The 13,658-nt window shown below is 71.2% G+C and carries 15 protein-coding genes; 9 read left to right on the top strand and 6 right to left on the bottom strand.

Annotated features, from left to right (window positions below; all coding sequences use genetic code 11):
• Positions 1-29 precede the first annotated feature (29 nt).
• The 4 genes from ACFYMO_RS30485 to ACFYMO_RS30470 all read left to right on the top strand — a co-directional run bounded on the left by ACFYMO_RS30485 (position 30) and on the right by ACFYMO_RS30470 (position 3,647).
• The gene (locus tag ACFYMO_RS30485) at positions 30-926 is read left to right on the top strand and encodes a 3-keto-5-aminohexanoate cleavage protein (RefSeq protein ID WP_366771713.1); all 897 of its coding nucleotides are present in this window, start codon (positions 30-32) and stop codon (positions 924-926) included.
• 110 nt (positions 927-1,036) lie between these two features.
• Positions 1,037-1,993, top strand: coding sequence for a 3-hydroxyacyl-CoA dehydrogenase NAD-binding domain-containing protein (locus ACFYMO_RS30480; RefSeq protein WP_366771712.1), 957 nt, complete (start codon positions 1,037-1,039; stop codon positions 1,991-1,993).
• Complete coding sequence (locus ACFYMO_RS30475; protein ID WP_366771711.1) at positions 1,990-2,442, top strand: thioesterase family protein; 453 nt, start codon at positions 1,990-1,992, stop codon at positions 2,440-2,442. Before ACFYMO_RS30480 ends, ACFYMO_RS30475 begins: the two co-directional genes overlap by 4 nt.
• 242 nt (positions 2,443-2,684) lie before the next feature.
• Positions 2,685-3,647 carry a TauD/TfdA family dioxygenase gene (locus ACFYMO_RS30470; protein ID WP_366771710.1) on the top strand — a complete coding sequence of 321 codons (963 nt, stop codon included), beginning with the start codon at positions 2,685-2,687 and terminating at the stop codon, positions 3,645-3,647.
• 103 nt (positions 3,648-3,750) lie between these two features.
• Here the strand turns inward: ACFYMO_RS30470 and ACFYMO_RS30465 are convergent, their stop codons facing one another.
• From ACFYMO_RS30465 to ACFYMO_RS30450, 4 genes are all read right to left on the bottom strand, one after another.
• Positions 3,751-4,806, bottom strand: coding sequence for a hypothetical protein (locus ACFYMO_RS30465; protein WP_366771709.1), 1,056 nt, complete (start codon positions 4,804-4,806; stop codon positions 3,751-3,753).
• A gap of 113 nt (positions 4,807-4,919) precedes the next feature.
• Positions 4,920-6,803, bottom strand: a complete 1,884-nt coding sequence (locus tag ACFYMO_RS30460; protein WP_388550444.1) for an AMP-dependent synthetase/ligase — start codon at positions 6,801-6,803, stop codon at positions 4,920-4,922.
• A gap of 324 nt (positions 6,804-7,127) precedes the next feature.
• Positions 7,128-7,331: a DUF397 domain-containing protein gene (locus ACFYMO_RS30455; protein ID WP_388550441.1), complete on the bottom strand. Its 204-nt coding sequence runs from the start codon at positions 7,329-7,331 to the stop codon at positions 7,128-7,130.
• Positions 7,318-8,205 carry a helix-turn-helix domain-containing protein gene (locus ACFYMO_RS30450; protein ID WP_388550438.1) on the bottom strand — a complete coding sequence of 296 codons (888 nt, stop codon included), beginning with the start codon at positions 8,203-8,205 and terminating at the stop codon, positions 7,318-7,320. The genes ACFYMO_RS30455 and ACFYMO_RS30450 overlap by 14 nt, the downstream gene beginning before the upstream one ends.
• Positions 8,206-8,476: 271 nt before the next feature.
• Between ACFYMO_RS30450 and ACFYMO_RS30445 the strand changes: the two genes are divergently transcribed.
• The 5 genes from ACFYMO_RS30445 to ACFYMO_RS30425 all read left to right on the top strand — a co-directional run bounded on the left by ACFYMO_RS30445 (position 8,477) and on the right by ACFYMO_RS30425 (position 11,241).
• Positions 8,477-8,701: a hypothetical protein gene (locus tag ACFYMO_RS30445; protein ID WP_078534593.1), complete on the top strand. Its 225-nt coding sequence runs from the start codon at positions 8,477-8,479 to the stop codon at positions 8,699-8,701.
• A complete protein-coding gene (locus ACFYMO_RS30440) occupies positions 8,698-8,925 on the top strand; it encodes a hypothetical protein (protein WP_388550435.1) in 228 nt (75 codons plus the stop codon). Before ACFYMO_RS30445 ends, ACFYMO_RS30440 begins: the two co-directional genes overlap by 4 nt.
• Positions 8,926-8,948: 23 nt before the next feature.
• Positions 8,949-9,122: a hypothetical protein gene (locus ACFYMO_RS30435; RefSeq protein ID WP_388550432.1), complete on the top strand. Its 174-nt coding sequence runs from the start codon at positions 8,949-8,951 to the stop codon at positions 9,120-9,122.
• 95 nt (positions 9,123-9,217) lie between these two features.
• A complete protein-coding gene (locus ACFYMO_RS30430; RefSeq protein ID WP_388550429.1) occupies positions 9,218-10,102 on the top strand; it encodes a radical SAM protein in 885 nt (294 codons plus the stop codon).
• The gene (locus ACFYMO_RS30425; protein ID WP_366771703.1) at positions 10,099-11,241 is read left to right on the top strand and encodes a methyltransferase domain-containing protein; all 1,143 of its coding nucleotides are present in this window, start codon (positions 10,099-10,101) and stop codon (positions 11,239-11,241) included. The genes ACFYMO_RS30430 and ACFYMO_RS30425 overlap by 4 nt, the downstream gene beginning before the upstream one ends.
• A 129-nt stretch (positions 11,242-11,370) precedes the next feature.
• On the opposite strand, the gene ACFYMO_RS30420 is transcribed toward ACFYMO_RS30425, so the two are convergent.
• Together ACFYMO_RS30420 and ACFYMO_RS30415 are read right to left on the bottom strand one after the other, a co-directional pair.
• Complete coding sequence (locus ACFYMO_RS30420; protein WP_366771702.1) at positions 11,371-12,078, bottom strand: TetR/AcrR family transcriptional regulator; 708 nt, start codon at positions 12,076-12,078, stop codon at positions 11,371-11,373.
• A gap of 173 nt (positions 12,079-12,251) precedes the next feature.
• Entirely contained in the window at positions 12,252-13,646 is a 1,395-nt protein-coding gene (locus tag ACFYMO_RS30415) for a dicarboxylate/amino acid:cation symporter (RefSeq protein ID WP_388550425.1), read from the bottom strand.
• Positions 13,647-13,658: the final 12 nt, after the last annotated feature.

Genomic DNA, 13,658 nt, shown 5'->3' with positions numbered 1-13,658 from the left:
CGAACCGCCCTTCCCCCGGAGGTATCACCATGCCCGTCACCGAGAACGTCATCATCACCGCGGCCCTCACCGGCGCCGGTGACACCGTCGGGCGCAGCCCGCACGTGCCCGTCACCCCCGAGCAGATAGCCGCCTCGGCGGTCGAGGCCGCCGAGGCCGGCGCCGCCGTCGTGCACATCCACGTCCGCGACCCGCGGACCGGTGCGCCCTCGCGGGACCGGGAGCTGTACCGCGAGGTCCTGGAGCGGATCAAGGAGACCGGTACCGACGTCGTCATCAACCTGACCGCCGGGATGGGCGGTGACCTGGTGCTCGACGCCGACCAGCCGTTGGAGAAGGGCGCGCTGGACGGTACGGACCTGGTCGGCGGCCTGGACCGGCTGCCGCACGTGGAGGACCTGCTGCCGGACATCTGCACCTTGGACTGCGGGTCGCTCAACTTCGGCGACCAGCTCTACATCTCCACCACGGAGATGCTGCGCAAGGGCGCGCGCCGGATCCAGGAGCTCGGGGTCAAGCCGGAGCTGGAGATCTTCGACACCGGGCAGCTCTGGTTCGCCAAGCAGCTGCTGGAGGAGGGGCTGCTGGACCAGCCGACCCTCTTCCAGCTGTGCATGGGCATCCCGTGGGGCGCGCCGGCCGACCCGGGCGTGCTCCAGTCCATGGTCAACTTCCTGCCGCCGAACGCGCAGTGGGCCTCGTTCGCACTGGGCCGGATGCAGATGCCGTGGGTCGCGCAGTCGATCCTGCTCGGCGGGAACGTGCGGGTCGGGCTGGAGGACAACCTCTACCTGAGCCGCGGGGTCAAGGCGACCAACGGGCAGCTCGTGGAGCGGGCCGTGCAGATCACCGAGTCGCTCGGCGCCACGGTCGCCTCCCCCGACGAGGCGCGGGCCCGGCTGGGGCTCAAGCCCCGCACCGCCTGAGCGGCCGCACCGCCTCCCCGGCACCGGCGGACGCCACCCGCCCCTCCCCGCACCGGCGGGCCCCCGACGGCGGCCCCGCCGAACCTCCTCCCCACCCCAAGGAGACCCTGATGAACACCCCTCCGACCGACGTCTCCCGTGTGACGTGCGTCGGCGCCGGCGTCATAGGCGGCGGCTGGGTCGCGCACTTCCTCGCGCGCGGCTACGACGTGACCGCCTGGGACCCCGCGCCCGACGCGCCCGAGAAGCTGCGCCGCCTGGTGGACGCCGCCTGGCCCGCGCTCACCCGGCTGGGCCTCGCCGAGGGCGCCTCCCCCGAGCGGCTCCGGTTCGCCGCCACCCTCGAAGAAGCCTGCGCGGACGCGCAGTTCGTGCAGGAGAGCGCGCCGGAGAAGCTGGACCTCAAGCGCGGCCTGCTGGCCGAGCTGGACGCGGCGACGCCCGAGGGCGTCGTCATCGCCTCCTCCACGTCGGGCTATCCGATGACCGACATGCAGACCGAGGCCGCGCACCCCGAGCGGCTGCTGGTGGGCCACCCGTTCAATCCGCCCTATCTGATCCCGCTGGTGGAGGTGGTCGGCGGCGAGCGCACCGACCGGTCGGCCGTCGAGTGGGCGTCGCGGTTCTACGAGGCGGCCGGCAAATCGGTGATCACGATGGAGCGGGAGCTGCCCGGTTTCATCGCCAACCGGCTGCAGGAGGCGCTGTGGCGGGAGGCGCTGCACATGGTCGCCAACGGCGAGGCGACGGTGCGGGAGATCGACGACTCGATCACCGAGGGCCCCGGGCTGCGCTGGGCGTTCATGGGCCCCTGCCTGACGTTCGCGCTGGCGGGCGGTGAAGGGGGCATGGGCCATATGCTCGACCACTTCGGGCCGTCCCTGAAGTCCCCGTGGACCCGGCTGGAGGCGCCCGAACTGGACCGGGCGCTGCGGGACGCGATGGTGGCGGGCTGCGAGGAGGCCGCCGCCGGGCGCAGCATCGCCGATCTGGTCGCCGAGCGGGACCGGGGCGTCATCGACGTGCTGCGGGCCACCGGCCGGCTCCCCGGCGAAGCGTCCGCATGACCCGGCTCCCGCTCTTCGAGCAGACCGTGCGCCCCGAGTGGATCGACTACAACGGCCACATGAGCGAGGCGTTCTACGTCCTGGTCTTCGGCCACGCCACCGACGCGATGATGGACGAGGTCGGTCTCGGGCCGGCCTACCGGGAGGACACCGGTTGTTCCCTCTACACCGTCGAGGCACATGTCCGGTACCTGGACGAGGTCGCGGAAGGCGCCCCGCTGACGGTGCGTACCCACGTCCTCGGTGCCGCCGGGAAGAAGCTGCGCTTCGCGCACGAGATGTCCGTCGGGGAGCGCACGGTCGCCACGAGCGAGCTGTTCGCGCTGCATGTCGGCGCCGAAGGCAGCATGCCCTTCCCCGAGACGGTCCGTGCACGCCTGGACGCGCTCGTCGAGGAGCCCCCGGGGTGGGCGGGGCGCGCCATCGCTCCGGTCGGCCGCGCCGGGTGATGTTGACGATCCGGGGTGCGAATCCCACAATGAGCGGCATGGTCGCGCACTCCACTTCCCCGCTCGGACGCCACGGCGTCCCGTGGCGGCGCGGGTGCGAGCGATCCGGTCTCTAGGTGTGACCCCTGCTCCCGGAGGGAGCGACGGCGGCCGCGCGCCCGCGCGGCCGGGTACGACGGCCGCGTGCGGACGCGGCCGGTACGTCCACCACGCGTTCGACCGGATCCGCTGGAGGATCGATCATGAGCATCACCACCCCCGACCAGACTCCCGACCAGGCTCCTGAGCAGACCGCGGCGCTGCGTGCCGCGCGCGTCCCCGAGGGGGGCCTCTACGAAGGCGTGCGCATTCTGCGGCCCTTCGCCGAGGACTGGGAGGAGCGGCCCTACGAGCTGATCGAGGTCGTGCCGCAGACCCGCGTCATCGGCGCGGAGATCCGCGGCGCCGACCTGTCCCGTCCGCTGAGCCCCGCGCTGCGCGAGGAGCTGAACCGGGCGCTGCTGGAGTGGAAGGTCCTCTTCTTCCGCGGCGCCGCCCTCACTCCCGAGCAGCAGGCCGGCTTCGCCCGGAACTGGGGCGACCTGGAGACCAATCCGCTGCTGGCCCGCGGGTCCAGCGACGAGATCGTCCGGTTCGAGAAGGGGGCGGCGGCGCGGCCCACGTACGAGAACGTGTGGCACACCGACGTCACCTTCCGGGAGCGCCCGGCCCTGGGCGCGGTGCTCCAGCTGCGTGAGGTGCCCCCGCTGGGCGGGCACACCATGTGGGCGGACATGGCCGCGGCCTACGACAACCTGCCCACCCGGATCCGGGAGCGGATCGACGGGGCCACCGCCGTGCACGACTTCATCCCCGGGTTCGCGCGGTTCACCTCGGCGGAGCGGCTGGCCGAACTCCAGGAGGAGTTCCCGCCGGTCGAGCACCCGGTGGTGCGCACCCACCCGGAGACCGGTCGCCGCATGCTGTTCGTGAACACCTCGTTCACCACCCACATCGTCGGGATGGAGCGCGAGGAGAGCGACCGGCTGCTGGCCGAACTGGTCCGCCAGGCGCACGTTCCCGAGTACCAGGTGCGCTTCGCCTGGCAGCCCGGTGACATCGCGTTCTGGGACAACCGGGCGACCCAGCACTACGCACTGTTCGACTACGCGCCGCACCGCCGGGTGGCCGAGCGGGTGGCGATCGTCGGCGACCGGCCGTTCTGAGCCACCCCCCGCAACCGCTTCGCCCGCCTCTCTTCCCCCGGAGAGGCGGGCGAAGCCCTGTCCGGGCGTCGGCTGTGGAGCGGCCGTGCGCCGGCCGGGACGGTCAGCCGCCGGCCGGGACGCGGACCTCGTCCCGGATGTCGTTCACCCGGTCCGCCCACGCCTCCAGGTCCACCTTCTTCGGGTCGACTCCGTAGGTGTCGGCGGCGTCCTTGGCGACGTAGGCGGCGGTGCCCGGGTCGCTCCAGGCGCAGACGGGGATCGTCAGCTTCCGGCCCGCCTGCGACTTGACCAGCACCTCGCAGGTCAGCGGGTCGCCACCGGTGGGTGTGATGTCGCGGCGCTTGACGGCCACCGACATCGCCGAGCCCGACTCCATGCCGTCCATCATCTGGTTCTTGGACATCTCGGGGTTGCCGTAGTCCTCGCCGGTGGCCGCCCCGTACAGCAGCCGGGAGCTGCCCGACGGGTTGGCATAGGAGCCCAGGTGGGCCTCCTCACCCGGCTGTCCGGGGTCGACCGAGTCGCTGAGGTCCTTCTTGAGGCGGTACTGGCCGTCATCGAGCGTCTTGGGGAACTTCAGCTCGTAGGTGGTCTCCGACGGGCTCGGTGTCGGCTCCTGGGAGGAGGAGTCGTCGGTGGGCTCCTCGGAGGCCGAGTCGGACTTCTCGGGCTTCACCTTGTCGTCGGCCGCGTCGTCCTTGTCGTCGGATCCGCCCGAGAGCACCAGCAGCGTGCCCGCGACGGCCAGCGCGACCACCAGCACGGCGGCCACGACGATGCCGACGACCTTGTTGCTGCGGTTCGGCGGGGGCGGCGGCGGGCTTCCGTAAGGCGCGGGGAAGCCGGGCTGGCCGGGCTGGCCGAAGCCGCCCGGGGCCCCGGGGGCGCCCGGGTTGCCCGGGGGCTGGCCGAAACCGCCGCCCTGCGGCTGCCCGTAGGCCCCTGCCTGTGGCTGCCCGTAGCCCCCGGTCTGCGGCGGCTGACCATGGGCACCGCCCTGGGGCTGCCCTGGGCCGCTGTCCTGCGGCTGCCCGTAGGCACCGCCCTGCGGCTGTGCAGGACCGCCGTCCTGCGGCTGTCCGTAGCCTCCCGCGGAAGGGGGGCCGAAGCCACCGCCGTCCTGGGGCTGGTTCGGCGGCTGCGGGGGTGTCGTCATCCCGTGTCCCTCCCTGCGAGGGAGGCGTACCCCGTCCCCCGACCGTGCTCGTGCCCGACGCTCGGTTCACGGTACCGCCGTCTTGGCCAAAGCATGACTTCGGGGATACCCGTTCAGCGCGGGTAGAGCGTGTCGATCTCGGTGGCGAAGTCCCGCACGATCGCCGCCCGGCGCAGCTTCATGGACGGGGTCAGATGCCCCTCCTCCTCGGTGAAGTCGTGCGGCAGCACGACGAACCTGCGGATCGACTCGGCCCGCGAGACCAGCGAGTTGGCCTCGTCCACGGCCTGCTGGAGATTGCGCAGCAGGTCCCCGTCCACGGCCAGCTCAGCCATGCTCGACCGCTCCTTGCGGTGCATCCGGCACCAGTGCGCGAGCCCGTCCGGCTCCAGTGTCAGCAGCGCCGTCACATACGGCCGGTTGTCGCCGATCACCAGGCACTGGCTGACCAGCGGATGCGCGCGCAGCCAGTCCTCCAGCGGGGCCGGGGCCAGATTCTTGCCCGCCGAGGTGATGATGAGGTCCTTCTTGCGCCCGGTGATGCTCAGATACCCCTCCGAGTCGAGCGCGCCCAGGTCGCCGGTGGGCAGCCACCCCTCCGCGTCCCGGTGCGGAAGCACACTCCCGGTACGGGCTTCCCAGTAGCCGCCGAACACGTGGTCGCCCTTGATCAGCACCTCCCCGTCGTCCGCGATCCGCAGCGCCGTGCCCGGCAGCGGCCAGCCCACCGTGCCCAGCCGGGGTTTGAGCGGCGGTGTGGCGGTCGTCGCCGCGGCCGTCTCGGTCAGCCCGTACCCCTCGTAGACGGTGACGCCCGCGCCCTCGAAGAACGCCGCGAGCCGGTGCCCGAGCGGGGAGCCGCCGCAGATGACGTACCGGCACCGGCCACCCAGCGCCGAGCGGATCCGGCGGTAGATCAACGTGTCGTACAGTCCGCGCGCGGCCCGCAGCCCAAACCCGGGGCCGCCGCCGAAGCCGTGCTCCTGCGCCTCGACGGCCTCCCCGTACCGCTGCGCGATCCGCGCCCCGCGGTCGAACGAGGAGGCCCGGCCCATCCGCTCCGCCGTCGCCCGGCCGGTGTTGTAGATCTTCTCCAGCACGTAGGGGATGCCAAGCAGGAACGTCGGCGCGAAGCTCGCCAGGTCCGGGAGCAGATCCTCGGTCTTCAGGCTCGGCGCGTGCCCGAGCCGCACCCGCGCCCGCAGGCAGCCGATCGCCACCATCCTGCCGAACACGTGGGACAGCGGCAGGAACAGCAGCGTCGAGGCCGGTTCCGACTGCTCACCGCGGAAGACCGGATACAGCAGCTCGACCGCGTTGTCGACCTCGGCGAAGAAGTTCCCGTGCGTGAGCACGCAGCCCTTGGGTGGGCCCGTCGTACCCGAGGTGTAGAGGAACGTCGCGATGCTCTGCGGCCCCAACTGCGCCCGGCGCTCGGCGACGAGTTCGTCCGGCAGCTCCCGGCCCGCGTCCACCACATGGCCCACGGCGCCGGAACTGAACTGCCACAGATGCTCCAGGCCGGGCAGGTTGCCGCGCTCGGCGCTGAGCATCCGGGTCTGCTCGACGTCCTCCACGAAGCAGGCCCGCGCCTGCGAGTCCTGCAGGATGTGCCGTGCCTGGAGCGCCGAGGAGGTGGGGTAGACCGGCACCGTGACCAGGCCGGCCGCCCAGGCGGCGAAGTCCGTGAGGGTCCACTCGTAGGTGGTGCGGGCCATGATGGCCAGCCGGTCGCCCGGCCGCAGGCCCAGCGCGATCAGCCCCTTGGCCATCGCCAGTATCTCGGCGGCGAGTTCGCGGGCCGTCATGTCCTGCCAGGTGCCGTCCCGGGCCTTGCGGCTGAGCACGGGTTCCTCAGGGGCCTCGGCGGCGTTGGTGAAGGGGATGTCGGCCAGCGAGCCGGCGGTCACCCGCGGCGCCAGCGGCGGAACGGAGACCTCGCGGACCCTGCCGTCCTCCACCTTCTTGTGCGGCTCGACCAGTTGCACCGGTTGCATGGTGACGGCTCCTTCCTCGCATGTGCGGAGAGCTCCGTCCTCGCCCAGCGCCTGACGCGGCAGTAACCTTACCGAAGAGTAAATCTACGGGAGCGGGAGGAGTTCAGGGAATGCCCGCGCGCCACCTTCATCGGACACACACAGGACCGGCCCTCGGCCTCGCCGAGGGTGCCGCCCGGCCGTCCGGCACGCTCGTCCCCCCGGACGACGACGGAAGGGCATCCCGAGGTAGCTGTGCGCGCCCGCAGCATGCTCGACCCGTAGGCACAGAAACGCCCCCCGCTCCGGCACTGCGCCGGGGCCGGGGGGCTTCTGTTGTTGCCCCTACCGGTCGAGCCGGCGGTCAGCGACGCCCGCCACGAAGGTGGCCCACTGCTGCGCGCCGAAGGTCAGCACTGGGCCCCCCGTGACCTTGCTGTCGCGCGTGGCGACAGCCTCGGCAATGCGCACCTCGACGCAGTTCTGTGTGCCGTTGCTGTAGGACGACTTGAACCAGTCAGTGCGGGCACGGTTCTCAAAGTTGGTCATGTTTCCTCGCCATGTCGTAGACGAGACGCCGCGAAGCGTGCTCATCGAGGGCTGTTGTCCAGATGTTGTCGAAGGCGTCGGCGAACGCCTCGACTTCCTTGGGCTTGTCGAGGTAGAGACACCCCGTGTACCCGTCGGCGTACACGGTGGGGGGCTCGCTGTCTGTTCCGTCTCCGAGAAGAGGGAACCGCAGGATGACGAACGGGCCCGACAGGGCGCCGCGATGCAGGCCGGCCGAGAACGGCACGACTCGGATCACGACGTTGTGCCACTCCGCCACGTCTCCCAGGTGTCTTAGCTGTTCCGCCATGACGGTGGGGCCCGCCACGGTGCGATGCAAGATTGCCTCATTGAGTACGAGCCTCAGTGTCGGCGGACCCGCGGTACGGGTCAGCAGGGCCTGTCGCTCGACTCGTAGCTGTACGCGCTGTTCGATCTCCTCATCGGTGGTGTGCGGGAGGTGTTCACGGATGACGGCGCGGGCGTACGCATCGGTCTGGAGCAGCCCGGGCACGAGCTCACTCTCGTAGGAGTCGAGACTCGTTGCGGCCTCTTCGAGACCGATGTACACATCGAAGCCCTCGGGGATCACGTCACCGTACGAGTGCCACCACCCGCGCGATTTCGTCTCCTTCGCAAGACCCATCAGAGCCTTGGTGATGTCGGGCGAGGCGCCGTACACCTTGCACATCGTCTCCGCGTCGTGGCTGCGGAGTGATGTCTGGCCGGTCTCGATCCGCCACATCTTCGCCTCGGACCACTCCAGCTCATGTGCGGCGGCGCGCACCGTGAACCTCGCTTGGTTCCTCAGATCGCGGAGGTATCGCCCCAGTTGCCGCCGCGGCACCGTGCTGCCTGTCGACCTCTCCGGCATCCCGCACCCTCCCTGAGCTCATTATGAAGGACTTCCGACACCACAAATGAAAGCGTCAACGCGCTCCATTCGCAATGCATGTCACCTATTTAGGGTCGGTTTCTGAATTCCCGCAGTGAAGTCTTGCAGATTCACAGTTCAGGGGAGCACCCTTGTGGCTCGGCCGCAGCAACTCCGCGCCGCTCAGGCGTTTTTGGGCTCCGGCTACGTGCGGCGTCGGTCCTCCGGCTGCCCGCGAGACCTCGCAACGAACCTGCGGAGAGGTATCTCCATGAGCTACCGCATCGGCGTTTACGTCATCGACCGGCGTACGAATTCGCTTGGCCGCGTCATGGGGCAGGACGGGCCCCACCTCTTACTGCGGCCCCCGCGCGGCGGCACCGAATGGAACTGCCCGCCCGCTGCGGCACGGCTCGCCACCCAGGCCGAGTGCCACGACGCAGGTATCACCGCCAACGGCACCCCGCGCACACCCCGCCATGGCACCCGCTCGTGAGGCGCGGCACGCTCACCGTCCAGCCCGGACGGTGCGCCTACTGCGAGACCGACCGGGACGAGACGGTTCAGGTCGCGGTCATCGAGTGCGGCTCCGGCCCCCCTCACGGCCTGCGCATGTGTCTCGCGCACGCCAGTCAGTACGCCGTCACCCGCCAGGCTCCGCCGCACCTCGCCGACGAGTTGGCGCACCTCTGGCGCACACGGAAGGAACAGGCCGAATGATCCGCAGAACGCACTACCTCGTAATGACCACGTGCGGGATCGCAGGCCCCGCCCTGCTGTTCGCGATCGGCTTCGGCACCGGCTTCACCATCGCCGCCGCCCTGAGCAGCACCTCATGCCTCCCGCCCGCGCCGGAGAGACGCCCCGCGGCACACCCCGGCACCGGCGGGCCGCTCCCGGCCGACGGCCGTTCCTGACGTACACCGCCGTCGGCCGGGAGCACACCACGCACCACCCATGGCGACCGACGGGTCAGGGTCGCACCCGCACATCCCGACGAGGAGGAGCACACATGCCCGCAGCACTTCCCGGCCTCGAATCCGTCGAGCTGGAGATCACCGGCACCTGCAACGCCGCGTGCCTGCACTGCTGTACTGGCAGCAGTCCCCAGACCCCGCAGGGCACCATGAGCCGCGAGGACTGGCAGCGCACCATCTCGGACGTGGCCGAGCTGGGTATCCCGATGGTGCAGTTCATCGGGGGCGAACCGACGCTCGCGCCCTACCTGCCGCAGTTCATCGACCAGGCTCTCGACGCCGGGCTCGGTGTCGAGGTGTACTCGAACCTCACGCACGTCCGCCCCTCCCTGTGGCGGCAGTTCGAGCGCGAAGGGGTGTGTCTGGCCACGTCCTATTACACCGATGACCGCGCCCAGCACGACCGGATCACGCAGACCCGCGGCGGTCTCGACCGCGTCCGCGCCAACATCGGCGAGGCCGTACAGGGGGGTATCCCGATGCGCGCGGGAATCGTCGAGGTCATCGACGGGCAGCGCGTCGACCAGGCCGCCGCCGAACTCCGCGGCATGGGCATCCAGCGCATTCGCATCGACCGGGCTCGGAAGGTGGGCCGCGCCGCCGAGCACGCCGCGACCGAGCCGACCGCCGACGAGCTGTGCGGACGATGTTTCCGCCAGCGCGTCAGTGTCTCCCCCGACGGCGCGGTATCCGGCTGCATCCTGTCCCGCTTCATGGTCGCCGGAAACGTCCGCGAGCAGCGGCTCGCCGACATCCTGCACAGCGACCGATGGGCACAGTTGACCGCCGCAGTCCCCCTGCCTCAGCCGACGGGCGGATGCCCGCCGGACGATTCCAGCGACTGCGACCCGGCCAACACCGAGGCGTGCCCGCCGGCCTACGGCCTCGCCCCGGCCCCAGTGCTGGAGGGGGCCTCGTGAGGTGGCAGGAGCACGCCGCCGCGCTCGCGGACCGGGCCGCCCACCGCACCTCTCCGTGGGCCGTGCACATCGCCGACCTGCCCCGGCACGAGTTCGTCCCCCGGTGGTGGAAACGCGACCCCGAGGGGTGGACGCTCCAGGACGGGCCCGCCGAGCCGGACGCCTGGCTGAATGAGGCATACCGGGATGCGTCGCTCGTGACCGGCGTGGCCGGCCGGCACGCCGACCGCGCCGCCCCCGGCGACCGGCCGCAGGGCGCGCCCACCTCCTCGGCCACCCTGCCCTCGCTGCTGGTGCGCATGTACGAACTCGCCCGTATCGACGACGACAGCGACAGCGTGCTCGACGTGGGGACCGGCAGCGGCTACGGAACCGCGCTCCTGGCCCGCCGTCTGGCCCCCGACCAGGTGACAAGCGTCGACGTCGACCCGTATCTCGTGGAGGCTGCACGGGGTCGCCTGGCTCGCCTCGGCCTCGCCCCGACAGTCCTCGACACGGACGCCACCGGCCCCTTGCCCGTCGAGGACAGTTCAGCCGATCGGCTGGTCGCCACGGTGAGCGTGCGCCCGGTCCCCGCATCGTGGCTGCGCGCGCTCTGCACCGGCGGACGGCTCGTCACCACTCTCGCCGGTACCTCCCTGATCGTCACCGCGGAGAAGGATGACGACGGAGGAGCCACCGGCCGCGTCGAGTGGGACCGCGCTGGCTTCATGCGGGCCCGCCACGGCGCCCACTACCCCGACGACGTACGCGCCCTGCTCGACAAGGCCGCCGAGCACGACGGCGACGAGGTGACCCGCGGACCGTACCCGGTCGTCGACGTGGCCAACGCGTGGGACCTCGACTCCATGCTCAGCCTCACCACTCCCGGAATCCAGCACGAGTTCCATCAGGAGGGCGAACTGCGAACCGCCCTGATGGCGCACGCGGACGGTTCCTGGGCCCGGGCGTTCGCCCTCGGCGCCGCCCGGCCCACCGTGCACCAAGGCGGGCCCCGCCGCCTGTGGGACGCGCTCGAAGAGTGCCGCGCCTACTGGCTCACACACGGCGAACTGCCCGTGCGCGGCGCCCGGGCGTTCATCCGGCCGGACGGGACGACGCTCCTCGCCCGCGGGAAGTGGCACGTCAAACTGACCTGACAGGGTGAGCACCCAGCGCCACCGGCAGCTGCCGGGGTCGAGGCCGGTTCCGACTGCTCACCACGGAGGACCGGATACAGCAGCTCGACCGCGTTGTCGACCGGCCCTCGGCCCTCGGCACGGCGCGCCTCACCGGCCGTGCGGACCTCCGGCCACCGCGGAGCCGGAGCCGATGCCGGGCACCCACCGGGCGCCCTTCATCAGGTTCTCCAGCCCGGCCCAGCAGAAGTTCATCAGCGTCGCCGCGGTCTCGTTCGCCGAGGGGGCGTCCGGCGGCGGTTCGGCGCCGGACAGGCCCGTCCGGCTGCGCGAGTCGGCCCACTCGGCGAGCGACTCGGCGGCGCCCACCAGCGCGTGGGCCAGCCCGGAGACCTCCCGTTCGGCCAGCTTCCCGGCGCAGCCCGCGTCCCGCGCCGCCTGTCCCAGCAGTGCCGTGACGATCACGACGACCTCGATCCGCATGGCGTCGACCTCGCGGGAGAAGGGCTCGCCCTGGGTGCGGGCCCGGTAGAGCACGGCGACCCCGTCCGGGCGCGCCGCGGTGTGCGCGAAGAACGCCGTGAGTCCGTTCCACAGCTGCTGGTCGGCGGAGAGCCCGCGCTGTCGGGTGCCCTCCTGTACGGCCGCCACGAGCGCGGCGACCTCACGTCGGATGCAGGCCGTGAACAGCTCTTCCTTGGACTTGAGGTACAGGTAGACCAGCGGCTTGGAGACACCGGCCGCCTCGGCGATGTCGTCCATGGAGGCGGCCTGGTATCCGTGCCGCGCGAACGCCGCGACCGCGGCGTCCAGCATCTGCCTCTCCCTCACCTCGCGCGGCATGCGCTTCTGCCCCACGCGCTTCCATCCCTTCACCCCGTATGCCCCGTGACCCCCCTCGCCGGTCCGGCGACGCCACCCCGACAGCGCGCACGTTCCCCCGCCAACTCCGGCTGTCGGCAAGCCTACGCGCCCCCGGCGGCGGAGCCGGGGGCGCGCGGAAGGAGGGCGGACGCGGGGAAGAGTTCAGGTCAGTTCACGGTGGCCGGTTCCCGCTGACCCGGCACCCGGGCCTCGGCACCACTGTCGGCCTCCTCGACGGAGAAGCTGCGCGCCGCGGCGAACGCCTCCCGGTCCAGGATCTTCTCCTTGGCCGAGACGAGGACCGGGATGACGGCCTGACCTGCGACGTTCGTGGCCGTGCGCATCATGTCCAGGATCGGGTCGATGGCCAGCAGCAGTCCGACGCCCTCCAGCGGGAGGCCCAGGGTGGAGAGGGTGAGGGTCAGCATCACGGTCGCGCCGGTGAGGCCCGCGGTGGCGGCCGAACCGATGACCGAGACGAAGACGATCAGCAGGTACTCCTTGATGCCCATGTCGACGTGGAAGAACTCGCCCACGAAGATCGCCGCGATGGCCGGGTAGATGGAGGCGCAGCCGTCCATCTTGGTCGTCGAGCCGAACGGCACCGCGAAGGACGCGTACTCCTTGGGCACGCCGAGCCGCTCGGTCACCTTCTGGGTGAGCGGCATGGTGCCGACCGAGGAGCGGGAGACGAACGCCAGCTGGATGGCCGGCCAGGCGCCCCGGAAGAACTGCAGCGGGTTGACCTTGGCGACCGTGGCGAGCAGCAGCGGGTAGACGCCGAAGAGCACCAGCGCGCAGCCGACGTAGATGTCCGCGGTGAACGTCGCGTAGCTGCCGATCAGGTCCCAGCCGTAGTCCTTGATGGCGGTACCGATCAGGCCGATGGTGCCGATCGGGGCCAGCCGGATGATCCACCACAGCGCCTTCTGGAGCAGCGCCAGCACGGACTCGCCGAGGCTGAGGATGGGTTCGGCCTTCTCGCCCAGCTTGAGCGCGGCGATACCGACGACGACCGCCATGAAGACGATCTGGAGCACCTTCAGTTCGGTGAACGGCGTGATCACGTCGGTCGGGATGATTCCCGTGAGGAAGTCCAGCCAGGATCCCTGGGTGTCCGGCTTGGCGGCGTCCGCGGCCGAGAGGCCGGTGCCGGAGCCGGGGTTGGTGGCCAGACCGATGGCCAGCCCGATCGCCACGGCGATCAGTGAGGTCGCCATGAACCAGAGCAGGGTGCGGGTGGCCAGCCGCGCCGCGTTGTGCACGTTGCGCAGGTTGGTGATCGAGATGGTGATCGCGAAGAACACCAGCGGCGCGACGGCCAGCTTCAGCAGCTGGACGAAGATCTCACCGATCTTGGTGAGGGTGGTGCCGAGCCAGGCCACGTCCCAGTTGCGGGCGGCCCAGCCCAGGACCACGCCGAGGACGAGGCCGAGCAGGATCTGGGCCCAGAACGGCACCTTGGGTATGCGCGCGCTGCGTTCGGGCGGGGTGGCGTCGGCGGAGGCGGCCGACGACGAGGACGACGAAGGCGACGGGGACGACGGGGACGACGAGGTCACGGACAGACTCCG

This window comes from Streptomyces sp. NPDC007025, assembly GCF_042869455.1.
Classification (GTDB): Bacteria; Actinomycetota; Actinomycetes; order Streptomycetales; family Streptomycetaceae; genus Streptomyces.
The sequence above is the reverse complement of the archived record's forward strand: the minus strand, read 5'-3'. Positions and strand labels throughout refer to the sequence as shown.